The sequence below is a fragment of the Streptomyces sp. NPDC059866 genome (genome assembly GCF_042731325.1).
GTDB classification, from domain to species: domain Bacteria; phylum Actinomycetota; class Actinomycetes; order Streptomycetales; family Streptomycetaceae; genus Streptomyces; species Streptomyces flavusporus.
The window spans coordinates 122855-146785 of sequence record NZ_JBHWJT010000013.1 but is presented as its reverse complement, the minus strand read 5'-3'; the positions used below and the strand labels follow the sequence as shown (position 1 = coordinate 146785).

The 23931-nt window shown below is 70.6% G+C and carries 24 protein-coding genes and 1 riboswitch; of the genes, 15 read left to right on the top strand and 9 right to left on the bottom strand.

The genetic code is table 11. From position 1 onward, the window contains the following. The first annotated feature begins 7 nt into the window (after positions 1-7). Positions 8-700 carry an ABC transporter ATP-binding protein gene (locus ACFV7R_RS21395; RefSeq protein ID WP_385265620.1) on the top strand — a complete coding sequence of 231 codons (693 nt, stop codon included), beginning with the start codon at positions 8-10 and terminating at the stop codon, positions 698-700. Further along, positions 697-822 (top strand): hypothetical protein, encoded by a 126-nt coding sequence (locus ACFV7R_RS21390; RefSeq protein WP_385265617.1) that lies wholly within the window; start codon positions 697-699, stop codon positions 820-822. The genes ACFV7R_RS21395 and ACFV7R_RS21390 overlap by 4 nt, the downstream gene beginning before the upstream one ends. Positions 823-910: 88 nt before the next feature. Here ACFV7R_RS21390 and ACFV7R_RS21385 read toward each other — a convergent pair whose 3' ends face one another. Next, complete coding sequence (locus ACFV7R_RS21385; protein ID WP_129802063.1) at positions 911-1486, bottom strand: TerD family protein; 576 nt, start codon at positions 1484-1486, stop codon at positions 911-913. A gap of 160 nt (positions 1487-1646) precedes the next feature. On the opposite strand from ACFV7R_RS21385, the gene arfB reads away from it, so the two are divergent. After that, on the top strand, positions 1647-2084 hold the full coding sequence (gene arfB / locus ACFV7R_RS21380) for an alternative ribosome rescue aminoacyl-tRNA hydrolase ArfB (protein WP_129802062.1): 438 nt from the start codon (positions 1647-1649) through the stop codon (positions 2082-2084). A gap of 89 nt (positions 2085-2173) precedes the next feature. Continuing rightward, positions 2174-3031 (top strand): sigma-70 family RNA polymerase sigma factor, encoded by an 858-nt coding sequence (locus tag ACFV7R_RS21375; RefSeq protein ID WP_385265614.1) that lies wholly within the window; start codon positions 2174-2176, stop codon positions 3029-3031. Between the two features lies 1 nt (position 3032). Here the strand turns inward: ACFV7R_RS21375 and ACFV7R_RS21370 are convergent, their stop codons facing one another. Continuing rightward, on the bottom strand, positions 3033-3551 hold the full coding sequence (locus ACFV7R_RS21370) for a flavin reductase family protein (protein WP_165396450.1): 519 nt from the start codon (positions 3549-3551) through the stop codon (positions 3033-3035). A 379-nt stretch (positions 3552-3930) separates the two neighbouring features. Here ACFV7R_RS21370 and cdgB point away from each other — a divergent pair, with 379 nt between their 5' ends. Further along, positions 3931-5583, top strand: a complete 1653-nt coding sequence (gene cdgB, locus ACFV7R_RS21365) for a diguanylate cyclase CdgB (RefSeq protein WP_385265611.1) — start codon at positions 3931-3933, stop codon at positions 5581-5583. Positions 5584-5704: 121 nt separating this feature from the next. Beyond that, complete coding sequence (locus ACFV7R_RS21360) at positions 5705-6628, top strand: CBM35 domain-containing protein (RefSeq protein ID WP_385265609.1); 924 nt, start codon at positions 5705-5707, stop codon at positions 6626-6628. Positions 6629-6631: 3 nt separating this feature from the next. Here the strand turns inward: ACFV7R_RS21360 and ACFV7R_RS21355 are convergent, their stop codons facing one another. The 3 genes from ACFV7R_RS21355 to ACFV7R_RS21345 form a co-directional block, all read right to left on the bottom strand. After that, entirely contained in the window at positions 6632-7561 is a 930-nt protein-coding gene (locus tag ACFV7R_RS21355; RefSeq protein WP_385265606.1) for a 1-phosphofructokinase family hexose kinase, read from the bottom strand. Positions 7562-7675: 114 nt separating this feature from the next. After that, on the bottom strand, positions 7676-8902 hold the full coding sequence (gene nagA, locus ACFV7R_RS21350; RefSeq protein WP_385265604.1) for an N-acetylglucosamine-6-phosphate deacetylase: 1227 nt from the start codon (positions 8900-8902) through the stop codon (positions 7676-7678). Continuing rightward, entirely contained in the window at positions 8902-9846 is a 945-nt protein-coding gene (locus ACFV7R_RS21345) for an ROK family protein (protein ID WP_385265602.1), read from the bottom strand. The genes nagA and ACFV7R_RS21345 overlap by 1 nt, the downstream gene beginning before the upstream one ends. A 162-nt stretch (positions 9847-10008) precedes the next feature. Here ACFV7R_RS21345 and ACFV7R_RS21340 point away from each other — a divergent pair, with 162 nt between their 5' ends. The 3 genes from ACFV7R_RS21340 (at position 10009) to otsB (ending at position 12443) form a co-directional block, all read left to right on the top strand. Continuing rightward, complete coding sequence (locus ACFV7R_RS21340) at positions 10009-11232, top strand: extracellular solute-binding protein (RefSeq protein WP_385265854.1); 1224 nt, start codon at positions 10009-10011, stop codon at positions 11230-11232. A 36-nt stretch (positions 11233-11268) separates the two neighbouring features. After that, positions 11269-11502 (top strand): DUF3263 domain-containing protein, encoded by a 234-nt coding sequence (locus tag ACFV7R_RS21335; protein WP_385265599.1) that lies wholly within the window; start codon positions 11269-11271, stop codon positions 11500-11502. A gap of 83 nt (positions 11503-11585) precedes the next feature. Next, on the top strand, positions 11586-12443 hold the full coding sequence (gene otsB / locus ACFV7R_RS21330; RefSeq protein ID WP_385265597.1) for a trehalose-phosphatase: 858 nt from the start codon (positions 11586-11588) through the stop codon (positions 12441-12443). Positions 12444-12555: 112 nt separating this feature from the next. On the opposite strand, the gene ACFV7R_RS21325 is transcribed toward otsB, so the two are convergent. Both ACFV7R_RS21325 and ACFV7R_RS21320 read right to left on the bottom strand, forming a co-directional pair. Then, positions 12556-13944: a trehalose-6-phosphate synthase gene (locus ACFV7R_RS21325; RefSeq protein ID WP_385265594.1), complete on the bottom strand. Its 1389-nt coding sequence runs from the start codon at positions 13942-13944 to the stop codon at positions 12556-12558. Between the two features lie 82 nt (positions 13945-14026). Further along, positions 14027-14998, bottom strand: a complete 972-nt coding sequence (locus ACFV7R_RS21320) for a glucosyl-3-phosphoglycerate synthase (protein WP_385265591.1) — start codon at positions 14996-14998, stop codon at positions 14027-14029. A gap of 154 nt (positions 14999-15152) precedes the next feature. Continuing rightward, a riboswitch (SAM riboswitch) is annotated at positions 15153-15300 on the top strand. Positions 15301-15318: 18 nt separating this feature from the next. On the opposite strand from ACFV7R_RS21320, the gene thrC reads away from it, so the two are divergent. The 6 genes from thrC to ACFV7R_RS21290 all read left to right on the top strand — a co-directional run bounded on the left by thrC (position 15319) and on the right by ACFV7R_RS21290 (position 22571). Beyond that, entirely contained in the window at positions 15319-16602 is a 1284-nt protein-coding gene (thrC, locus tag ACFV7R_RS21315) for a threonine synthase (protein WP_385265589.1), read from the top strand. Positions 16603-16725: 123 nt separating this feature from the next. Next, on the top strand, positions 16726-17001 hold the full coding sequence (locus ACFV7R_RS21310) for a MoaD/ThiS family protein (protein WP_385265587.1): 276 nt from the start codon (positions 16726-16728) through the stop codon (positions 16999-17001). A 439-nt stretch (positions 17002-17440) separates the two neighbouring features. Continuing rightward, entirely contained in the window at positions 17441-17647 is a 207-nt protein-coding gene (locus ACFV7R_RS21305) for a cold-shock protein (RefSeq protein WP_019057200.1), read from the top strand. 351 nt (positions 17648-17998) lie between these two features. Then, on the top strand, positions 17999-19621 hold the full coding sequence (gene groL, locus ACFV7R_RS21300) for a chaperonin GroEL (protein ID WP_129798482.1): 1623 nt from the start codon (positions 17999-18001) through the stop codon (positions 19619-19621). Positions 19622-19812: 191 nt separating this feature from the next. Next, complete coding sequence (locus ACFV7R_RS21295) at positions 19813-20940, top strand: NADH:flavin oxidoreductase (protein WP_385265583.1); 1128 nt, start codon at positions 19813-19815, stop codon at positions 20938-20940. A gap of 152 nt (positions 20941-21092) precedes the next feature. After that, on the top strand, positions 21093-22571 hold the full coding sequence (locus ACFV7R_RS21290) for an MFS transporter (RefSeq protein ID WP_385265580.1): 1479 nt from the start codon (positions 21093-21095) through the stop codon (positions 22569-22571). A gap of 22 nt (positions 22572-22593) precedes the next feature. Here ACFV7R_RS21290 and ACFV7R_RS21285 read toward each other — a convergent pair whose 3' ends face one another. Beyond that, positions 22594-23163 carry a hypothetical protein gene (locus ACFV7R_RS21285; protein WP_385265579.1) on the bottom strand — a complete coding sequence of 190 codons (570 nt, stop codon included), beginning with the start codon at positions 23161-23163 and terminating at the stop codon, positions 22594-22596. Positions 23164-23367: 204 nt separating this feature from the next. Continuing rightward, the gene (locus ACFV7R_RS21280; RefSeq protein WP_385265577.1) at positions 23368-23901 is read right to left on the bottom strand and encodes a DinB family protein; all 534 of its coding nucleotides are present in this window, start codon (positions 23899-23901) and stop codon (positions 23368-23370) included. Positions 23902-23931 lie beyond the last annotated feature (30 nt).

The following is a 23931-nucleotide window of genomic DNA, read 5'->3' as shown; positions in this document are numbered from 1 at the left end:
CCCGCCCGTGATCGAGATCGAAAACCTGTCGAAGTCCTACGGCCCGCGCACCCTCTGGTCCGGTCTCACCTTCACCGTGGAGCGCGGCCGGATGCTCGCCCTGGTCGGCCCGAGCGGCTCCGGCAAGTCGACCCTGCTCAACTGCCTGGGCCTGCTCGACGCCCCGACCTCCGGCGCGATCCGTCACGAAGGGCGGGACATCACCGGCTTCGGCCCGCGCGCCACCCGGCGTTTCCGGCGCGACGTCCTCGGCTACCTCTTTCAGAACTACGCCCTGATCGAGAACGCGACCGTCGCCGCCAACCTTGAGGTCGCCATGAAGCCGCGGCGCGCCCGGAAGGGCACCCCGACCGTCGCCGAGGCCCTCGACCGGGTGGGCCTGGCCGGCCGGGAGAAGGAGCAGGTCCACCGGCTCAGCGGCGGCGAGCAGCAGCGTGTCGCGCTGGCCCGGCTCATCGTCAAGCAGCCCGCTCTGGTCCTGGCCGACGAACCCACCGGCGCCCTCGACCACGACAACACCACCATGGTCGTCGACGTCCTCCGCGCGATGAGCGAGGACGGCTGCGCGGTCGTCATCGCCACCCACGACGACACGGTCCGCGATCGCTGCGACAGCGTCCTGACGGCCGGAAGCGACACGCATCCGGTGCCCGTCACGGCGCCTCCCCCCACATCCCCCCAAGAAAGGCAGTACGCATGAACTCGCGCCTCACCTGGAGCCTGGCCGGAGGCCTCGTCCTCATCGCCCTCCTGGTGGTCTTCTCGATCTACGGCACGCACGCCGGCACGATCCTGGGCCGGCTCGGACTCTCGATCTTCTGAACGGCCTTCCGAGGACCGGACCCCGGACAGACGGAGCCCCCGCCTGCACAAAGGCGCGGCGGGGGCTTCGTCGAGGTCCGGGCGTCGATCAGACGTTCACGCCGAAGTCCTGGGCGATGCCCACCAGGCCCGAGGCGTAGCCCTGGCCGACGGCGCGGAACTTCCACTCGGCGCCGTTGCGGTAGAGCTCGCCGAAGACCATGGCGGTCTCGGTGGCGGCGTCCTCGGAGAGGTCGTAGCGGGCGATCTCGGTGCCGCCGGCCTGGTTGACGATGCGGATGTAGGCGTTGCGGACCTGGCCGAAGTTCTGCGAGCGGGTCTCGGCGTCGTAGATGGAGACCGGGAAGACGATCTTGTCGATGTCGGCCGGGAGGCCGGCCAGGTTGACGTTGATCTGCTCGTCGTCGCCGGCGCCCTCACCAGTGAGGTTGTCGCCCGTGTGGACGATCGTCTGGTCCGGCGTCTGCTTGTTGTTGAAGAAGACGAAGTGCTGGTCGGAGTACACCTTGCCCTGCGTGTTGACCGCGATCGCGGACGCGTCGAGGTCGAAGTCGGTGCCGGTGGTGGTGCGGACGTCCCAGCCGAGGCCCACGGTGACGGCGGTCAGGCCCGGAGCCTCCTTGGTGAGCGAGACGTTGCCACCCTTGGACAGGCTTACAGCCATGGTCGGGAGTTCCTTCCCTCGATGCGTGCGCTATGCGTGTGCGGTACTGAAGCTACAGCTACCCCTATGAACGCGGAGGGAGGTGCCACGGGTTCCCGGCTCTTTACTTTCTTTACCTCCGGCGATATTCGCGTGACTCGCGCCCACTCCAGGCGGGAACATGTCACCCATGTCCGGTCCCTACCTCATCCGAGGCTCCGTCTCGCTCCCCGAGGCCGAGCTCCAGTGGCGTTTCTCGCGCTCCTCGGGGCCGGGCGGGCAGCACGTCAACACGAGTGACTCCCAGGTCGAACTGCGTTTCGACCTCGCCGCGACCGAGGCACTGCCCGAGGTGTGGAAGCGACGCGCACTGGAGCGGCTGGCCGGACGCCTGGTCGACGGCGTCATCGCGGTCCGTGCCTCCGAGCACCGGTCCCAGTGGCGCAACCGCGAGACCGCCGCCGTACGCCTCGCAGCACTCCTCGCCGAGGCGACCGCGCCCCCGCCCAAGCCCCGCAAGCCGACCCGCATACCGCGCGGCATCAACGAACGCCGGCTGCGGGAGAAGAAGCAGCGCTCGGAGACCAAGCGGGGGCGGTCGGGCCGCGACTGGGGATAGGGCGCTGTCACATGTGCCCTGCCGGATCCGTCAAGGCAGTGGAATGCCACTGACGGTGGTCCGCTACGAGGGCTGGGGACACGGGACGCATGGGTGACGACGACTTCCTTGCCGAGCGCTTCGAGGCACACCGCACGCATCTGCGTGCGGTGGCCTACCGCATGCTCGGTTCGCTCGCCGAGGCCGACGACGCGGTGCAGGAGGCCTGGTTCCGGCTGAGCCGCAGCGACACCCGGGAGGTCGGCAACCTCGGCGGCTGGCTGACGACCGTGGTGGGCCGGGTGTGCCTGGACATGCTGCGCTCCCGCAAGTCCCGCGCGGAGGAGTCGCTGGACGCGGGCGCGCCGGTCCCCGCCGCCGGAGCCGACCCCGAGCAGGACGCGCTGCTCGCCGACTCGGTGGGCGTCGCGCTGCTCGTCGTCCTGGAGACGCTGACCCCGGCCGAGCGGCTGGCCTTCGTGCTGCACGACATGTTCGCCGTGCCGTACGAGGAGGTCGCCGCCGTCGTGGGCCGTACGCCGACGGCGGCCCGGCAGCTGGCCAGCCGGGCCCGGCGCCGGGTGCAGGGCGCTCCGGCGCCCGATGCCGATCTCGTACGGCAGCGGCAGGTCGTCGACGCCTTCCTCGCCGCGGCGCGGGGCGGGGACTTCGACGGGTTGCTGGAGGTGCTCGACCCGGATGTGGTGGCCCGCTCCGAGGCCGGTGTGAACACCGGGGCGGCGGCGGTCGCCTCGGGCGCCATCAGCTACGCCCGCCTCGGCCGGAGCGGGCGGCCCGCTCTGGTCGACGGGGCCACCGGGCTTGTGGTGCTCTCCGCCGACGGACGTGTCGAGCGGGCGACGATCTTCAGGTTCGTACGGGACCGGATCGCCGTCATCGAGGGCGTCACCGACCCGGCAGAGCTGTCCCGGCTGGACATCACCCTGGGGTGGCCCACCGGCGGCTGAGCTACCCCAGCTGCCGGTACCGCCCCTTGAAGTACGTCAGCGGCCCGCCGTCCGCGCTCGGGAGGCGGGCCGTCAGGACGCGGCCCACCACCAGCGTGTGGTCGCCGGCCGTGACGCGCTGTTCGGTGCGGCACTCCAGGGTCGCCAGGGCGCCGCCGACCAGGGGTGCCCCGCTGGCCTCGCCGCGGACGTAGGGGATGTCCTCGAAGAGCAGGCGGTCGCTGATGCGGCCCTTCATGGCGAAGCGGCCGGCGATGTGGCGCTGGCTCTCGGAGAGCACCGAGACCGCCCACAGGGGCTGCTCGGCGAGCAGGTCGTCCATGCGGGAGCCCTCGCGCAGGCTGACCAGGACCAGGGGCGGGTCCAGGGACACCGACATGAAGGCCGTCGCCGTCATGCCGACGTCCTCACCGCTCGGCGCCTGCGGGTCGTCCGGGTCGAGCGGCGGCTCCTTCGCGGTCACCAGGACCACACCGGCCGCCAGCCGGGACATGGCCGCCCTGAACTCGTCGTTGCTCACCCCCACAGCATGCCCGGCGGCATCGGCCGCGGGGGCGGGTTGGGCGGGCAGTCGGGCGGGCGGAGCGGGGCAGCGGGTGTTCAGCACACCGAAACGCTAGTCTCCGGTGCGTGCCCCCGCATCGGACCTCAGCCCGAGCACGGTCGTAGGACCAGCGAAGGACACCGCTACAAAGCTTGCGTTCGGTAAACGCACGGGAAAAACACAGAAACCCCACTCAATTGTTCACGTTCTACTGTGACTTGAGTCACAAGGGGCATTAATTGTTGACCCTGTGTACCGAGTGGGCAGCGCGCTGTGATTCAGTGGCGGGAAGCTGAAGGACGATACGCCGAAGAGAACCCTTGATTCGCTGCGAGGTCTCGGGGGGAGGGCGAGCATGGAGACCGAGTCGGAGCCGTATGTCCGCCTTGCGTCCCTGCGGCAGCTGCACCAGGTCATGGCGGACATGAACACCGCACGCAGCCTGGCCGACACGCTGCAGACCGTCGCGGACGGCGTCGTCACCGCCCTGGGCTACGAGCTGGCCTGCGTCAACCTCGTCCGCCCGGACGGCGATCTCGTCGTCGCCGCCTTCTCCGGCAACCCCGCCGCCGAGGCCCTGATCACCGGCCGGGTCGGCTCCCGCGAGTCGTGGGAGCGCCGGCTGGGCATGGGCGAGACCTGGGGCGACCTGATCTTCATCCCGCACACCGAGGGCTGGATCCTCGACGACGACGACGTCCCGCAGTGGTACACCGAGGGCCCCGCCCCCCGCTTCGAGGACGAGTGGCACCCCTCCGACCGGCTGTTCGCCCCGATGTACGCGCCGGGCGCCCAGGGCGGCCCGTCCTCCGGCGAACTGATCGGCGTCCTGTCCGTGGACCGGCCGCGCAACGGCCGCCGCCCCGGCGCGTGGGGGCGCGAGGCGCTCCAGATGTACGCCTTCCAAGCCGCCATCGCCATCAGCAACGCTCGTCTACGCGCGAATATGCAGCGCGCCCTGGTCCGCCTGGAACGCGAACAGCAGGCCCTGCGGGCCAGCGAGGAGAGCTTCCGGCAGGCCTTCGAGTACGCCCCCTCCGGCATGGCCATCGCCGAGATGGGCGGCGACCAGCACGGCCGGATCCTGCGCACCAACGACGCCCTGTGCCGCCTGCTGGGCCGCCCCGCCTCCGCGATGCGCCGCTACTCCTTCTCCGACCTCGTCCACCCCGAGGACATAGGCACGCTGCTGCGCACCTCTGCCGAGGGCGGCCGCGCCGAGCTGCGCCTGGGCCGCCGCGACGGCACCTACGTCTGGGTGTCCCTGCGCAACTCCGTGGTCGCCGACGCCGCCGACGGCCCCCGCTTCCTGCTCACCCACGTCGAGGACATCGAGGAGCGCAAGCGCCGCGAGCTCCAGCTCGCCCACCGCGCCTCCCACGACTCCCTCACCGGCCTGCCGAACTCCGCCGAGCTGCGCTCCCGCCTCTCCGCCCGCCTCTGCCAGCGCCCGCAGTCCGGCCTTCCCGCCGTCCACGACTCCCAGGACGCGGCCTACGGCCACCCCGCCTACGACGCCGGCTTCGACTTCCCGGCGCGCCGTGACGCGTACGACGTCTACGACCACCACGTCCACACCATCGCCCCCGAGGGGGAACACGACGACGGCACCAAGGGGCTCGCGGTCCTCTTCTGCGACCTCGACGGCTTCAAGTCGATCAACGACCGGTTCGGGCACAACGCGGGCGACGCGGTACTCATCGAGGTCGCGCGCCGCCTCAGCAACGGCGTCCGCGACGGCGACACCGTCGCCCGGCTCGGCGGCGACGAGTTCGTGATCCTCGCCGACGGCCTCGGCCGGGCCGACGCCCAGGACCTCGCCGTACGGCTGCGGAACGAGATCATCCAGCCGATCCGGGCCGAGGGGCGGGCCGTCCGGGTCGGGGCGAGTTTCGGTATCGGATGGGCGCACTGCGGTATGACGGCGGACGAAGTGTTGAAATCCGCTGACGAACGGATGTACGTCGAGAAACGGTCTCGTCCCAAACAGCATCGACGTGCGGGATGAACCGCAGGTCCGCGGAATGATGCGATCCTGGTCACCCGTTTGGGCCACGGCGAGCGGGTAGGCTCGCCATTCTCACCACACGTACCGCATCCGTTCCGCACCTGTTGAGGAGTACCTAGGGATGACGCCCGGCAACAACGGCGCGAGCACGCCCGAGGACGAGGACCCGTTCGGCTATCTGTACGCCGACGGTCAGGCCAACGGCGCCCAGCCGCCGTCCGGCGGCTACGGCTACCCGAATTCGGTCAGCAGGGTGCGGACGGTCGGCGAGCGGCCCTACGGCCAGCAGACCGTGCCGCCGCAGCAGCAGGGCGCGTACGGCCAGCCGAACCCGCACTACGCCGCGCCCGAGTCGTTCCCCGGCGGCGCCCCCACGGTCCAGACGCAGTCCGCCCCGGGCGGCGGTGGTGGCCGGGGCCGCGGCCCCAACACCAAGGGCCTGCTGATCGGCGCGATCGCGGTGGTCGCCGCCGTCGTGATCGGCATCGGCGTCGCGATGCTCGGCGGCGACGACGACAACGCGGCGGGCGGCGACCAGCCCTCCACCGCCCCGTCGGCCTCCCAGAGCGCGGAGTCGAGCCCCTCGAGCGAGAGCAGCGCGGGCAGCGAGAAGGAGCTGCCCGCCGTCGACGCCAAGGCCCTGCAGCTCGGCGGCGGCGCCACCACCGCCTCCGACATCAAGGGCGCCAAGGCGGACGGCGGTGTCTACGTGACCGGCTTCAACGCCGTCGGCGCCTCGGTCACCTGGACCGTCAACGGCATCCCCGAGTCCGGCAAGTACACGCTGTACGTCGGCTACGGCGTGCCCGGCAAGGACGCCAACGCGACCCTCACGGTCAACGGCACGGCCGCCAGCACGCCGGTCGACATGGAGAACTACGCGAAGGCCCCCGAAGGCGACTACGAGAAGGGCTGGACACGGACCTACAACTACGTCCAGCTCAACAAGGGCACGAACACCATCAAGATCTCGTGCGAGCAGGGCAACCAGTGCGACGCCAACCTCGACCAGGTGTGGCTGGTCAAGGGCTGGGTCGAGTCCTGACCCTCACGCCGCGCTGACCTCCCCGATCACCGTCACCCGCCCCAGCAGCTCCTCGTAGGCACCCCGGTCGAACTCGCCCGCCGCCGTCGTGCGGACCGTCGCGGCGGCGAGGGCGGTGGCGCGGGTCAGGCAGTCCGGCCAGGGGAGGTGGTCGACCAGGCCCGACAGCAGGCCCGCGGCTGCGGAGTCGCCGGCGCCGGTCGGGTTGCCGTGTACGCGGGTCGGTGGGGTGGCGCGCCAGCGGCCCTCGGGGGTCAGGGCCAGCAGGCCCTCCGGGCCGAGGGAGGCGACCACCGCGTGGGCGCCGCGTCGGCGGGCGTCCTGGGTGGCGCGCAACGGCTCGTGGGAGCCGGTGAGTTCGGCCAGTTCGTCGGCGTTGGGCTTGATGACGTCCGGGCGGGCGGCCACCCCGCGGCGCAGCGGCTCCCCGCTGGTGTCCAGCAGCACGGGCACGCCCGCCGCACGCGCGGTGCGTATCAGGCCCGCATACGCGCCCACCGGCACACCCGGCGGCAGGCTGCCGCACAGGGCCACCGCGCTCGCCGGCGCCAGCAGGTCCTCGTAGGCCTCCAGGAACGCGGACCACTCGGCCGGTGCGATGGCCGGGCCGGGCTCGTTGAGCTGGGTCGTGTCGCCGGTCCGCTCGTCCACGACGGCGATGGTGCGCCGGGTCACGCCACCGATCGGGACGAGCGCGTCGACCACACCCGGCGTGGCGGTGAGCGCGTCCTGCACGATCCGTCCGGTGCTGCCGCCGACGAAGCCGGTGACCGTCACCTCGTGACCGAGCGAGGCCAGGACGCGGGCGACGTTGACGCCCTTGCCGCCGGGGCGTTCGGTCACCTCGGAGACCCGGTGGGTGGTGTGCGGCCGCAGGGACCGTACGCGATAGGTGATGTCGAGAGCGGTGTTCAGCGTGACCGTGAGGATCACCTGGGCCGACCTCCCCCGAGTGAATGTGCTTGTCGTTCTCCGGAGGTCGATCATGCCAAAGAGACGGCGGTCGGCACAGTCGTCCGGTCGGCCACCGTCTCTTCGGCGCGCTCTCTACTGGCGGATGTATCCGGGCAGTTGGGGCTCAACCACCCATTCTCCCTGCCGCATCACGCCCTTGAGCTCGAAGTCGGCGTCCAGCAGCACCAGGTCGGCGTCCTTGCCGGGTTCGAGGGAGCCGATCCGGTCGTCCAGGCCCAGCAGCCGTGCCGGGCCCGCCGACAGGGCCGCCACCACGTGCTCCACCGGCAGCCGGTCGACGGTCACCGCCCGCTTGAAGGCGCGGTCCAGGGTGAGCGTGGAGCCGGCGATCGAGCCGCCCTCCACCAGGCGGGCCACGCCGTCGCTGACCTCGACCTCCAGCGGGCCGAGCAGATAGCGGCCGTCGCCGAAGCCGGCCGCGTCCATCGCGTCCGTGACGAACGCGACCCGTTCCGGGCCCGCATGACGGAACGCCAGCTCCAGGGCGGCCGGGTGCAGGTGCGTGCCGTCGTTGATGAGCTCGACGGTCACCCGCTCGTCCTCCAACAGGGCGGCGATCGGGCCGGGGGCGCGATGGCCGAGCGCGGGCATGGCGTTGAACAGGTGCGTGGCGACCGTCGCGCCCGCGTCGATCGCCTCGACCGTCTGCTCGTACGTCGCGTCCGTGTGGCCGACCGCCGCGATCACCCCGTGCTCGGCGAGCAGCCGCACGGAGTCGATGCCGCCCGGCAGTTCGGTGGCGAGCGTGAGCATCTTCGCCCTGCCGCGCGCCGCGTCGATCAGCTTGCGGACCTCGGAAGGCTCCGGGTCGCGCAGCAGCTCTTCGGAGTGCGCACCCTTGCGGCACGGGGAGATGAACGGCCCCTCGAAGTGGATCCCGGCGATCTCGCCCTGCTCGGCCAGCTCGGAGAGCAGGCCCGCCCGACGCGTGAGGAAGTCCATGTCGCCGGTGACCGTGGAGGCGACCAGGGTGGTCGTGCCGTGCAGCCGGTGGGTGTGGATGCCCTTGAGGACCTCGTCGACGGTGCCGGAGGTGAAGGAGGCTCCGCCGCCGCCGTGGTTGTGGAGGTCCACGAAACCTGGTACCAGCCAGTGGCCGGACAGGTCGATGCGGTGAGCGTTTTCCGGGGCTGTGCCGGCGATGCGGGTGCCGTCGACGATTACTTGGGCGTCTTTGACGGTTCCCGTGGGCATGACCACGTTGGCGCCGGAGAGGATCAGGGGTGTTCCGTCCGTCGCGGGCTGCGGGTTCGTCGTGGCTTGTCGCGCAGTTCCCCGCGCCCCTGGGGGGGTTGCCATCAGGGCGTTTCCTCCTTGCGGTCGGTGTGGTCGAGGAGATCCCAGGCCAGGAGTCCCGCACCCAGGCAGCCGGCCGTGTCGCCCAAGGCAGCCGGGACGATCGTCGGCAGCTTCTGGAAGGTGATGCGTTCTCTCACCGCGTCCCGCAGTGGTGTGAACAACGTTTCCCCTGCTTCGGCCAGCCCGCCACCGATGATGAGCGTGCGCGGGTCCAGCAGGGTGAGGGCGGTGACCAGGCCGTCGGCGAGTGCGTCCACGGCCTCCTGCCACACTCGTACGGCGTTCGGATCACCGGACGCGACGGCTTTCGCGCAGTCCGCCGCGTCCGCCTCCGGGTCCCCGCAGGCGGCGGCCCACGCCTCGCTCACCGCCGCCGCGGACGCGAACCGCTCCAGGCAGCCGCGCTGTCCGCACGGACAGGGCGTCCCGCCGGGCCGTACGACGACATGGCCGATCTCGCCCGCGAAGCCGTGCGCACCCGCCTCCACCCGGCCGTCGATACCGATGGCACCCGCGATACCGGTGCCCAGCGGCACGAACAGGAACCGGTCCGCGCCTCGCCCGGCACCGATCCGGCCCTCGGCGAGCCCGCCGGTGCGCACATCGTGGCCGAGGGCGACCGGGATGCCGCCGAGCCGGTCGGCGAGGAGGTCGCGCAGGGGGACGTCATGCCAGCCGAGGTTGGCCGCGTAGGCGGCGATGCCGTGCTGCTCGTCGACGATGCCGGGGACGGCGACGCCGGCGGCGGCCGCGGGGGTGCCGAGGCGCTGTTCGCCGTACGCGCGGAGCTCGGCGGCGAAGTCGAGGATGCCGTCGACGACCGCGCCGGGCCCGCGTTCCCGCCCGGTCGGCCGGCGCGCCTGGTGGATCAGGGCGCCGTCCGCCCCGACCAGGGCGGCCTTCATCCCGGTGCCGCCCACATCGAGGGCGATGACGTGTCTCACGGGGGACAGTGTGGCCCGAGGACCCGGAAGAGGTCTAGTCCACTTACGTGGTGTAGACCTTAATCCCGGTCTTAAAAGTCAGATGTATCTTTCGGCAAGGATGGGCGAGAGCACGTGCAGCGGCGCAGGACAGGAATGATCGCGGTGGTGTCCGCACTGGGCATGACGGCGGTCCTCGGCGGCTGCGGCCTCGGTGGGGACACGGCCGACGTGACGCTGCGGCTGGTCGCCGCCGACTACGGCGACAGCGCGGCCAACAGCTCGAAGAAGTACTGGGCGAAGCTGGTCGAGGAGTACGAGGCCGACCACCCGGATGTGAACGTCGAGGTCAGCGTCTACTCCTGGAACGACGTCGACGCCAAGGTGAAGGAGATGGTCGAGGCCGGGAAGGCGCCCGACATGGCCCAGATCGGCGCGTACGCCGACTACGCGGCCGACGACCTGCTCTACACCGCCGACGACCTGCTCTCCATACCGGTCCAGGCCGGTTTCTCCTCCGCGCTCGCCAGCGCGGGGCAGGTCAACGGGGTGCAGTACGGCCTGCCGTTCGCCGCCTCCACGCGCCTGCTCTTCTACAACAAGGCCCACTTCGAGGAGGCCGGCCTCACCCCGCCCACCACCTGGGCGGAACTGGCCGCCGACGCCGCGGCCCTGAAGGCCGAGGGCGTGAAGTACCCCTACGCCCTGCCGCTCGGCTCCGAGGAGGCGCAGGCCGAGACCATGCAGTGGCTGCTCAGCGGGGGCGGCGGCTACACCGACACCGTCGGCACCTACGGCATCGACTCCACGGAGAACGTCGAGACCTTCACCTGGCTGCGCGACGAGCTGGTCGGCGAGGACCTCACCGGACCGGTCGCCCCCGGCAAGCTCAACCGCGCCGACGCGTTCGCCGCCTTCGCCCGGGGCGAGGTCGGCATGCTGAACGGCCATCCGTCCCTGATGAAGATGGCCGAGAAGAAGGGCGTGAAGTTCGGCATGGTGCCGATGCCCGGCGTGAACGGTGAGAGCAGGGCCACGATGGGCGTCGCCGACTGGATGCTGGCGTTCAAGCAGAACGGCCACAAGGAGCAGGTCGGCGACTTCCTCGACTTCGTCTACAGCGAGGAGAACGTCCTCGCCTTCTCCCGCGAGTACGACCTGCTGCCGGTCACCAACGCCGCGTCCGAGGCCATGAGCGGCGCGGCCGAGGACCGGGACCTCAAGCCGTTCCTGGACGAACTGCCGCTCGCCGAGCTCTACCCCGTCGGCAAGACGTCCTGGGCGGCGGTCAGCGCGGAGGTCAAGAAGCGGATCGGCTCCACCGTGGAGCCCGGTGGCAGCCCGTCGGCGATCCTCGGTCAGCTGCAGTCGACGGCGACCACGGCGGAGAGCTCGGCGGCGGGATAGGTCGCGCTGTCGGTGCCGGAGGTTACGGTTTCGGGCATGGAGCAGGAGCGGCTCGGACGGCGGGAACAGGACATCCTCGCGCTGGAGCGCCGGGTGTTCGCCGGGCCCGGTGCGAAGGAGCGGGCGATACGGGAGGAGCTGGGGCTGGCCCCGGTGCGCTACTACCAGCTGCTCAACGCCCTGCTCGACGATCCGCGGGCGTTGGCGCACGATCCGGTCACAGTGAACCGGTTGCGGAGGGTACGGGAGCGGAGGCGGGCGGAGCGGTGAACCGGGGGTTCGCTGGGCACCCGGCGTGGGACTGGATGATGCCGACCGGCGTGTAAGAGCCCGCCCACGGATATGGTCGCCCTATGGGCAGCCACGAGACCGAACCCAGTACGACTCTCCCGACGCCCTCGACCCCTGCCGGGCGTGACGGGCTCGACGCGATTCTCGCCCGGCCCGGCAAGGCGGTGATCGCCCTCGACTTCGACGGGACGCTCGCCCCGATCGTGCCCGACCCCGAGCAGGCGCGGGCCCACCCCGACGCGGTGCCCGCGCTCGCCGCCCTCGCCCCGAAGGTCGCCTCCGTCGCCGTGATCACCGGCCGCCCGGCGGACGTGGCCGTGCGGTACGGCGGCTTCGCGGGCGTACCCGGCCTCGAGCATCTCGTCGTCCTCGGCCACTACGGCGCCGAACGCTGGGACGCCGTGAGCGGCGAGGTCAGCGCCCCCGCCCCGCACCCCGGTGTCGCCGCCGTCCGCGAGGAACTGCCGGGGCTGCTCGAACGGGTGGGCGCCGGGCAGGGCACCTGGGTGGAGGACAAGGGCCACGCGGTCGCCGTCCACACCCGCCGCGCCGCCGACCCCCAGGCCGCGTTCGAGGCCCTGCGCGAACCCCTCTCCGATCTCGCCACCCGGCACGGCCTGATCGTCGAACCCGGCCGCATGGTCCTGGAACTCCGCCCACCCGGCATGGACAAAGGCGTCGCCCTCCTCGAACACGCCCGCGAGCTCTCCGCCGCTTCCATCCTCTACGCCGGCGACGACCTCGGCGACCTTCCCGCCTACGCCGCCGTGGACGAACTCCGCTCCGACGGCACGCCGGGGCTGCTGGTGTGCAGCGGCAGCGACGAGGTCCCCGAACTGAGCAAACGAGCCGACCTGGTGGTGAACGGCCCGAAGGGCGTCGTGGGCCTGCTGGCCGGGCTGGCGGCATGTATCGGCTGACAGCCTGGCTGCGGGCAGCCGTGCCGCCCAGGGCGGCACGGGTGGGCGCGGGCGGCACCCCGTCAGCGCCGGGCCGCGCGACCCACCCCCACCAGCGCCGCGCGCCGCCCGATCAGGCGTTCAGCGCACCCAGCTGATCCAGGAACCACTGAGCCGGCGGCAACGCGGTAGCCGCCGCAGCCAACCGCTTCGTCCGCTCCATCCGCTCCCCGAGCGGCAGGGTCAACGCCTCATGCAGCGCCCCGGCCGTCCCCACCACGTCGTACGGATTCACCCCGATCGCATCCTCCCCCAGCTCCTCGTACGCCCCCGCCTCCCGCGACAGCACCAGCACGCACCCCTCGTCGGAGACGACCGGCACCTCCTTGGCGACGAGGTTCATCCCGTCCCGGATGGGGTTGACCAGCGCCACGTCCGCCAGCCGGTACGCCGCCAGTGACCGCGCGAAGTCGTCCTTGACGTGCAGCACCACCGGCGTCCAGCCCGGCGTCCCGTACCGCCCGTTGATCTCCTCGGCCAGCCGCTGCACCTCGGCCGTGTACTCCCGGTACACGGCGAGATCCTGCCGCGACGGGTACGCGAACGCGACGTGCACCACCCGCTCACGCCACTCCGGGTGGTCGTCCAGCAGCTGCCGGTACGCCAGCAGGCCCCGCACGATGTTCTTCGACAGCTCGGTCCGGTCCACCCGGACGATCGCCCTGCGGCCCTCGCCGATCTCCGCCCGCAGCCTCGCCATCCGCTCGTTCACATCGGCCTCGTGCGACCGCTTCCGCAGGAAGTCCGCGTCCGCACCGAGCCCGTGCACGCCGACGCGGGTGTCCCCGAGGCCCCCGGCGAACGCCTCGCAGCACGCGGTGAACGCGTCCGCCCAGCGATGGGTGAGGAAGCCGAGCCGGTCCGCGCCCAGCATCCCGCGCAGCAGCTGCCCGGCGATGTCATCCGGAAGCACCCGGAAGTACTCCGGCGGCGCCCACGGCGTGTGCGAGAAGTGGCCGATCCGTACATCCGGGCGCAGCTCGCGCAGCAGGCCCGGGACCAGGCTGAGGTGGTAGTCCTGCACCATCACCGCGGCACCCTGCGCCGCCTCCTGCGCCAGCGCCTCGGCGAAGGCGCGGTTGTACGCCTCGTACGACGCCCACTGTCGCCGGAACTCCGCGTCGAAGACCGGCTCCAGCGGCGTCTGGTACAGCATGTGGTGGACGAACCAGAGCACGGAGTTGGCGATGCCGTTGTACGCGTCCGCGTGCACGTCGGCCGGGATGTCCAGCATGCGTACGCCGGACTCCCCGACCCCGCGCCGCACCGCCTCGCGGTCGCCGTCGCCGAGGGCCGAGCACACCCACAGTGCGCCGGCGTCCGGCCCGATGGCCGACAGCCCGGAGACGAGCCCGCCGCCGCCGCGTCTGGCGGCCAGCGAGCCGTCCTCGCGCACCTCGTACGAGACCGGGCCACGGTTGGAGGCCACCAGTACCTGCGCAGCACCGTACGTTGAAGCCATACGCCTCAACCTAGCCCGAGCCGGATCCGCTCAAACGTACGGAAGGCCGCCCGGGGGGCCGTATACAACGCCCATAAAACGGTCACGCCACTTTCCGGGCGGCGTACTCGGCGATCTCCACCATCGGTGGCCGCTCCTCCGTGTCCACGGAGAACGTACGCGGTTCGAAGCCGTCCTCCACCCGTTCGAACTGGGTGAGGGAGGGCCGGATCAGATGGCCGCGGGCCAGCCGCAGCTGGGCCGTGCGGTAGATCGCCGCCGCCATCCGGCCGAGCGCCTGCCCGTCCTGGTGACGGTGCTTGCGCACCCCGACGTCGACCTGCGCGAGCGCGTCGAGTCCGACCAGGTGGAGGGAGTCGACCAGCATGCCGAGCTCCACGCCGTAGCCGACGGGGAACGGGAGCTGTTCGAGGAGGGAGCGGCGGGCCGCGTACTCGCCGCCCAGCGGCTGGACGAAACCGGCCAGCTGCGGCCAGTGCATGTTCAGCAGCGGACGGGCCATCAGTTCGGTCACCCGGCCGCCCTGCCCCGCTGTCCTGCCGGAGGCGAGCGAATCCGGCTCAGTGCCGAGGGGACGGTCGTACATCCCCTTGACGAGGTCGATCTCCGGGTCGGTGAGCAGCGGGCCGACGATGCCCGTCACGAAGTCCGAGGAGAACTCCTTCAGGTCGGCGTCGATGAAGCAGACGATGTCCCCGCCGGTGACGAGGAGGGAGCGCCACAGGACCTCGCCCTTGCCGGGGACGGCCGGTATGCGCGGCAGGATGTCGTCGCGGTGGACGACCCGGGCGCCCGCGGCGGCGGCCACCTCGGAGGTGCGGTCGGTGGAGCCCGAGTCGACGACGACGAGCTCGTCGACGAGCGGGGCCTGCTGCATGAGGTCGTGACGGATCACGGCGACGATGTCGCCGACGGTCTCCTCCTCGTTGAGTGCGGGCAGCACGACACTGACCGACTGGCCCGTCGCGCGTTTGGCGGCCAGGATCCTGTGGAGCGGGCGATCGGTCAGAGACCAGGAGCGGGTGCTCAGCCAGCGCTCGACTTCTTCCAGCACAGCTTGCGGCTCCTCTGCGTTCTCCGGGCGAGGGGGTTGTGATCCATCTCGCGGTTCGGACGACTATCTCAACTGTCCTGGCCTTCGGTTACAGTCTTGAACAACGCTGATGACCATCGCATGTCGGGGGTTGTTTGCGTCTACAACCACATACAGCTCATCCAGAGGGGCAGAGGGAAACGGCCCGATGAAGCCCCGGCAACCCTCCAGCCGGTTCTTGTCACGCAGACGTGGTGAGGCTCCCGGCTAGGGAAGGTGCCAATTCCGTCTCACGGCGAGATGCGTCGTGAGGAAGATGAGGAGAAAGGGCCTCGCCTCACATGGCTGTGCAGACTGTCGCAAGCACCAGCACTCCCACCGTCGACCTCGGTCCCGCCGCCGCGCTGTCCTGTCGCGAGTGCGGCCACCGCGTACCGCTCGGCCCGGTCTTCGCGTGCGAGGAGTGTTTCGGCCCGCTCGAGATCGCGTACGACTTCTCCGCGTACGACGCCGAGGAGCTCCGTAAGCGCATCGAGGCGGGACCGTCGAACATCTGGCGTTACGCGCCCCTGCTGCCCGTCCCCGCGGACGTGGCCGGCAAGCCGAACCTGAACCCGGGCTGGACCAAGCTCGTCAAGGCCGACAACCTCGCGCGCGAACTCGGCGTCACCGGCGGGCTGTACGTGAAGGACGACTCCGGCAACCCGACCCACTCCTTCAAGGACCGTGTGGTCGCCCAGGCCCTGGAGGCCGCCCGCGCCTTCGGCTTCACCACCCTGTCCTGCTCCTCCACCGGCAACCTGGCCGGTGCGGTGGGCGCCGCGGCGGCCCGCGCCGGCTTCCGCTCCTGCGTGTTCATCCCGCACGACCTGGAGCAGGGCAAGGTCGTCATGGCCGCGGTCTACGGTGGCGAACTCATCGGCATCGAGGGCAACTACGACGATGTGAACCGCTTCTGCTCCGAGCTGATCGGCGACCCGGCCGGCGAGGGCTGGGGCTTCGTCAACGTCAACCTGCGGCCGTACTACGCGGAGGGCTCCAAGACCCTGGCGTACGAGATCTGCGAGCAGCTCGGCTGGCAGCTGCCCGACCAGATCGTCGTCCCGATCGCCTCCGGCTCCCAGCTCACGAAGATCGACAAGGGTCTTCAGGAGCTGATCAAGCTCGGGCTGGTCGAGGACAAGCCGTACAAGATCTTCGGCGCGCAGGCCGAGGGCTGCTCGCCGGTGTCGGTGGCCTTCAAGGGGGGCCATGACGTCGTCCGGCCGCAGAAGCCGGACACCATCGCCAAGTCGCTGGCCATCGGCAACCCGGCGGACGGGCCGTACGTTCTGGACATCGCGCGCCGTACGGGCGGTGCGGTGGAGGACGTGACGGACGAGCAGATCGTGGACGCGATCAAGCTGCTCGCCCGGACCGAGGGCATCTTCGCGGAGACCGCCGGTGGTGTGACGGTGGGTGTGACGCGCAAGCTGATCGAGAACGGTCTTCTCGACCCGACCCTCACCACCGTCGTCCTCAACACCGGTGACGGTCTCAAGACGCTGGATGCGGTGGCCGGTACGGGACTGACCGCGACCATTCGTCCCAACCTGGAGTCGTTCCGCGAGGCCGGTCTCGTGTAGCGGCTTCGGGCTTGTCGTTTTCGTCTGCGGGCCGGTGGGGGCTGGTCGCGCCCGCGCGGCGGAGCCGCATATCGACACTGCCCCGCGCCCCTAGGCCCGTAACCCCGACCGGAGGTCAAATTCATGAGCGTCACCGTCCGCATCCCCACCATCCTGCGCACCTACACCGGTGGTCAGGCAGAGGTCGCCGCCGAGGGTGCGACCCTCGCCGACGTCATCGCCGATCTGGAGAAGAACCACACGGGCATCTCGGCCCGCGTCCTGGACGACCAGGGCAAGCTGCGCCGCTTCGTCAACGTGTACGTCAACGACGACGACGTCCGTTTCGAGCAGGGCCTTCAGACGGCGACCCCGGACGGTGCGGGCGTCTCCATCATCCCGGCGGTCGCGGGCGGCTGACCCACTCCTGCGTTACCGTGAGTAACGCCGGTTACGCAATGTTCATCGAATTGCCCCCTCCGTGAGAGAAGCGGAGGGGGCAATTCAGTGTGATTGAGCGCGGTACAGTTGGGGAACGCGCTGCGACCCGCATGCCGGACGCATATGAGTTCCGGCTCCGCGTGCGATAAGAAGCAGCCAAAGTGTGTGGCTCTTTTGCGTCTTTCATTCCCTTTACGGGGCCCGACTTGCCCTGAATTCGGGCGAATCCTCCGCAAATTCCCGACCCTTGGTGCCCAGAATTCTCGTCCGATTGACCTGTTGCAGACGGCAGTTGGACAGATACATTCAGCCGCGGTCGACGCGTTCCGGCGCACGCCCCCGACCAATGGGGGGTGAGGTCTGACCCGGATCCGCGAAGTGTGGATCTGTGCAAGGGCCAGTAATAGGGGAGTTAGGCATGGCTCAGGGCACCGTCAAGTGGTTCAACGCGGAGAAGGGGTACGGCTTCATCGCGGTCGACGGTGGTGCGGATGTTTTCGTCCACTACAGCGCGATCCAGATGGACGGATACCGCACCCTGGAAGAGGGTCAGCGGGTCGATTTCGAGATCTCGCAGGGCCAGAAGGGGCCGCAGGCGGACATGGTCCGGCTCGCGACCAGCTGAAGCACGCGCCGACTGCAGCGACGTTCTTCTGTTCTTCGAAGGGCTCGCACCCCCTGGGGTGCGAGCCCTTCGGCCTGCCCGGAGGCCGGCCTCGGTCCGTGGAAGGCGCCTCCTCCCACCCGTCATCCGACCCCCGCCCCGCACGGAGCCCGCCCGCAGGCGCTTGCACTCTCCATGCCCGAGTGCTAATCATTGGCGTTAGCACTCTGAAGGTGAGAGTGACAAAGAAGGACCGGGTCGGTGAGGCCGCAGGCCGGGTGGGGCAAGGAACCACGAGGCAGGCGAGCCGTCCGTCGCGGGCGCGGGCGCGGTCCGAAGTAATCACCCCCAGTCCTGGGAGGACCACTTCACATGGCCAAGATCATCGCGTTCGACGAGGAGGCGCGGCGCGGCCTCGAGCGCGGCATGAACCAGCTCGCGGACGCCGTCAAGGTCACCCTCGGCCCCAAGGGCCGCAACGTCGTCCTCGAGAAGAAGTGGGGCGCCCCCACGATCACCAACGACGGTGTCTCCATCGCCAAGGAGATCGAGCTCGAGGACCCGTACGAGAAGATCGGCGCCGAGCTGGTCAAGGAAGTCGCCAAGAAGACGGACGACGTCGCCGGTGACGGTACGACCACGGCGACCGTTCTCGCCCAGGCCCTGGTCAAGGAGGGCCTGCGCAACGTCGCCGCCGGCGCCAACCCGATGGCCCTGAAGCGCGGTATCGAGAAGGCCGTCGAGGCCGTCTCCGGTGCGCTGCTCGACCAGGCCAAGGAGGTCGAGACCAAGGAGCAGATCGCCTCCACGGCCTCCATCTCCGCCGCCGACACCCAGATCGGCGAGCTCATCGCCGAGGCGATGGACAAGGTCGGCAAGGAAGGCGTCATCACCGTCGAGGAGTCGCAGACCTTCGGTCTCGAGCTCGAGCTCACCGAGGGCATGCGCTTCGACAAGGGCTACATCTCGGCGTACTTCGCCACCGACATGGAGCGCATGGAGGCGTCGCTCGAGGACCCCTACATCCTCATCGCCAACTCCAAGATCTCCAACGTCAAGGACCTGCTCCCGCTCCTGGAGAAGGTCATGCAGTCGGGCAAGCCGCTGCTGATCATCGCCGAGGACGTCGAGGGCGAGGCCCTGTCGACCCTGGTCGTCAACAAGATTCGCGGCACCTTCAAGTCCGTCGCCGTCAAGGCCCCGGGCTTCGGTGACCGCCGCAAGGCCATGCTCGGCGACATCGCCATCCTCACGGGCGGCGAGGTCATCTCCGAGGAGGTCGGCCTCAAGCTGGAGAACGCGACCCTGGACCTCCTGGGCCGCGCCCGCAAGGTCGTCATCACCAAGGACGAGACCACCATCGTCGACGGCGCCGGCTCCGCCGACCAGGTCGCCGGCCGGGTCAACCAGATCCGCGCCGAGATCGAGAACAGCGACTCGGACTACGACCGCGAGAAGCTCCAGGAGCGCCTGGCGAAGCTGGCCGGCGGCGTGGCCGTCATCAAGGCCGGTGCCGCCACCGAGGTCGAGCTCAAGGAGCGCAAGCACCGCATCGAGGACGCCGTCCGCAACGCGAAGGCGGCCGTCGAGGAGGGCATCGTCGCCGGTGGTGGCGTGGCCCTGCTCCAGGCTTCCCAGGTGTTCGAGAAGCTGGAGCTCGAGGGTGACGAGGCGACCGGCGCCCAGGCCGTGAAGCTCGCGCTCGAGGCCCCGCTGAAGCAGATCGCCGTCAACGCCGGCCTCGAGGGCGGTGTCGTGGTGGAGAAGGTGCGCAACCTGACCCCGGGCCACGGCCTGAACGCCGCGACCGGTGAGTACGTCGACCTGGTCAAGGAAGGCATCATCGACCCGGCGAAGGTGACCCGCTCTGCTCTGCAGAACGCCGCCTCCATCGCCGCGCTGTTCCTCACCACCGAGGCCGTCATCGCCGACAAGCCGGAGAAGGCCGCCGCGCCCGCCGGCGGCGGCATGCCGGGCGGTGACATGGACTTCTGATCAACTCCGGTTGATCGACCGTCCGTTGGACCGAGGGCGGCACTCCCTGGCAGCAGGGGGTGCCGCCCTCGGGCGTGCCCGGGATCACACCGGAGTCGGAGAGGGGGCGGAATGCGGGGTCCGGCGAGGAAGTTAATGCTGTGCAAGTATGCACACGCATCTATCGTCGAGCTGCTCCGAGGAACCCCCACATGACCGTCACCGCGTCCTCCGTCTCCCGAGCGGCCCAGGTCCTCGCCCGCCCGTTCACCGTCGGCGGCCTGACCGTCCCCAACCGCATCGTGATGGCTCCGATGACCCGCTCCTTCTCCCCGGGCGGCATCCCCGGCGCGGATGTGGCGTCGTACTACTCCCGCCGCGCGGCCGCGGGCGTCGGCCTGATCGTCACCGAGGGCACCTATGTCGGCCACGAGTCCGCCGGGGAGAGCGGCAACATCCCGCGCTTCCACGGCGAGGAGCAGCTGGCCGGCTGGGCGAAGGTCGCCGAGGAGGTGCACGCGGCCGGCGGCCGGATCGTGCCGCAGCTGTGGCACATCGGCATGGTGCGCAGCGCGGGCAAGCCGCCGTTCCCCGAGGCCCCGGCGGTCGGCCCGTCCGGGCTGCGCCTGGACGGCACGGACGGCACCGGCAGGGCCATGACCCAGCGTGACCTGGACGACGTCATCGCGGCCTTCGCCGAGGCCGCCGCCGCGGCGGAGCGGATCGGCTTCGACGGCGTGGAACTGCACGGCGCCCACGGCTACCTCATCGACCAGTTCCTGTGGGCGGGCACCAACCGCCGTACGGACGCCTACGGCGGCGACCCGGTGGCCCGTACGAAGTTCGCGGCGGAGATCGTGGCCGCCGTGCGCGAGACGGTCTCGCCGGACTTCCCGGTCATCTTCCGCTACTCGCAGTGGAAGCAGGAGGCCTACGACGCGCGGCTCGCCGAGACGCCTCAGGAGCTGGAGGCGATCCTGACCCCGCTGGCGTCGGCCGGCGTCGACGCCTTCCACGCCTCCACGCGCCGCTACTGGCTCCCGGAGTTCGAGGGCTCGGACCTCAATCTCGCGGGCTGGACGAAGAAGCTGACCGGTAAGTCCGCCATCACCGTCGGTTCGGTCGGCCTGGACGGTGAGTTCCTCAAGGCCTTCCAGGGGGAGGGCGCCGGCGTGGGCAGCCTCGACAACCTCCTGGACCGCCTGGAGCGCGACGAGTTCGACCTCGTGGCCATCGGTCGCGCGCTGCTCCAGGACCCGCAGTGGGCGGCGAAGGTGCTGGCGGGCCGGTTCGAGGAGCTGGCCCCGTACGACGCGGCGTCGCTGGGATTGCTGAGCTGACGGTCGGTGGCAGTGGGCGGCCCTGGCGATGCAGTGAACGCCGGGGCCGTCGCTCTTCTGGTCCAGCCGTGACCGGTATTTCTTGAGTAAGTCAAGCAATTGACTTAAGGTTGCCTGAGTCAAGCATCACTCATCGCGACCGGAGGCCAGTCATGTCCCACGCCCCTGCCCGACCCGCCGACGCCGGGGGAACAGCCCCGCCGAGGTCGAACGCCGTGGTGGCGGTGCTGGCCTTCGCCGGAATCGTCGTCTCCCTGATGCAGACCCTGGTGATCCCGATCGTCCCGGAGCTGCCGCAGCTCCTGGACGCCCCCTCCTCGGACACCGCCTGGGCCGTCACCGCCACGCTGCTCGCCGCCGCCGTCGCCACGCCGGTGATGGGCCGGCTCGGTGACATGTACGGCAAGCGCCACATGCTGCTGGTCAGCGTGGTCCTGCTGGTGGCCGGCTCGGTCACGGCCGCGCTGAGCGACTCCCTGGTCCCGATGATCGTCGGACGGGTGCTGCAGGGTCTGGCCTCCGGTGTCATCCCGCTCGGTATCAGCATCATGCGCGACGAACTGCCCGCCGAACGGCTCGGCTCCGCCACCGCGCTGATGAGCGCCTCCCTCGGCGTCGGCGGCGCCCTCGGTCTGCCCGCCGCCGCGCTCATCGCCGACAACTTCGACTGGCACGTCCTCTTCTGGACCTCGGCCGCCCTCGGTGTCGTGGCCGGTGTCCTCGTCCTGACCCTCGTACCCGAGTCGAAGGTCCGCACCGGCGGACGGTTCGACCTGATCGGCGCACTCGGCCTGGCAGTCGGCCTGGTCTGCCTGCTCCTGGGCATCTCCAAGGGGGCGGACTGGGGCTGGACCAGCGGCACCACGCTCGGCCTGTTCGTCGCGGCCGTCGTCGTCCTGCTGGTGTGGGGCCGGTGGGAGCTGCGTGTCACCCAGCCGCTGGTGGACCTGCGGTCCACGGCCCGCCGTCAGGTGCTGGTGACGAACCTCGCCTCGGTGGCCGTCGGCTTCGCGATGTTCGCGATGTCCCTGGTCATTCCGCAGATGCTGCAGGCGCCCGAGGCCACCGGCTACGGCCTGGGCCAGTCGATGCTCGCCGCCGGTCTGGTCATGGCGCCGTCCGGTCTGGTGATGATGCTGACGGCACCGGTCTCCGCCGCCGTGTCCAAGGCCAAGGGCCCGAAGGTCACTCTGATGATCGGCGCCCTGATCGTGGCCGGAGGCTACGGCCTGAACATCGTGCTGATGGACGCCGTCTGGCACTTCGTCCTGGTCTCCTGCGTCATCGGCGCCGGCATCGGCTTCACCTACGGCTCGATGCCCGCGCTCATCATGGGCGCGGTGGACCCCTCCGAGACGGCCGCGGCCAACAGCCTCAACACCCTGATGCGGTCCATCGGTACGTCCACGGCGAGCGCGGTGGCGGGCGTCATCCTGGCCCAGATGACCATCAACCTCGGCCCCGTCGCGCTGCCCTCCCAGGAGGGTTTCCGCACGGTTCTCGCGATCGGCGCGGGAGCGGCACTGCTCGCCTTCGCCGTCGCGTCGTTCATCCCGCGCGGGCGTCCGGCGGTCGGCGCGGCGGTGGCCGCTGAGGCGGAACCGGCGCAGGTCTCCGCAGTGAAGGCGTAGGCGTTCGAGCTCGTCGTACGGCCTACAGGTTGCCCATCGGCTCGATGTCGACCCGCACCGGTGTGCCCCACACGCGCAGCACCTCGTAGTCGGTGAACTCGTGCACCAGGCGGTACGCCATGGCGGGCCGGGAGCCGCGCCGCTGGGCTGCGATGTACAGCTCGGCCTCACGGCGGTCGCGGCGCGGGGTGCCGCACAACTGCCACTCCTGACCGTTCCACAGCTCCGGCAGCCAGCGCTGCTGGGGCTGGGGGCGGTCGGCGCGCACGCCGTACCGGGAGGGGGCGTTTCCGGTGGGGCGGGGTGGCGCGGAGGGCCCGTTGAACTCGGCGCGGCGGGCCGCCCGGCGCCGGGTCTCGCACAGCAGACAGAGGTCGGGGGCGCTCTCGTCGACGGGGCCGGTGGGATGCTCCGGGCAGCGGGTGGTGGGCGCGGCCGTGCTGACGCTCTCCTCCAGCAGATCCAGGGCGCGTTGCAGATCCGCCTTGACCTCGTGCAGCTTGGCGTCCGGGGTGTCGGGGGTGAGGGCTTCGCCGTGCTCACCGAGGAGACGGAGGGCACGGCCGAGGGCGGTGAGCTGGGCGTGGTTCATGGTGTCAGTCTGCGTGGTCCTTGAGTTCTTCGGTGTCCTGGGGGCCGGGACATTGCGGCACGGATCTCGGCCGCGGGGGCGTGGACTGCGGAGGCGGGCCGGGGCACGTTGTTGTGGTTGGGGGCGCGCTCGCCTCGGCACGCGCCGCAGAACCCGGCCGGCAGGGCCTCCGGCCGGCCGGGTTCGGGACGGGCGGTCGGTGCGTCAGCCCATGCTCTTCGCGCCGTCCAGGGACTCGCGGATGATGTCGGCGTGGCCGGCGTGCTGGGCGGTCTCGGCGATGATGTGCAGCAGCACCCTGCGGGCCGACCATCGAGCCCCGGGCTCGTTCCACGGGGCTTCGGGCAGCGGATGGTCGGCGTTCAGGTCGGGCAGGGCGGTGACCAACTCGTCGGTTCGGCGGGCGACTTCGGTGTACTCGGCCAGCACGCCGGCCAGCGTCTCGCCGGGCAGCATCCGGAACTCGTCGGCCCGCCGGGCCCAGTCGGCCTCGGTCATGGCGGTGAAGTCGTCCTTCGGCGACGGGCCGTTCAGGATGAAGTCCGCCCAGTGACGCTCCGTCGACGTGACGTGTTTGATCAGGCCGCCCAGGCACAACTCGCTGACGGTGGTTCGCTGCCCGGCCTGCTCGTCGGTGAGGTCGCGGGTGGTGAGGCGCAGGAAGCGCCGCTGGTGGGCCAGCGCTTCCAGCAGGTCGGTGCGCTCGTCGGTGACGGTGGGATGCGTGGTCTCATTCATGACAGCCACGCTAGGAGCCAATGAGGTCAG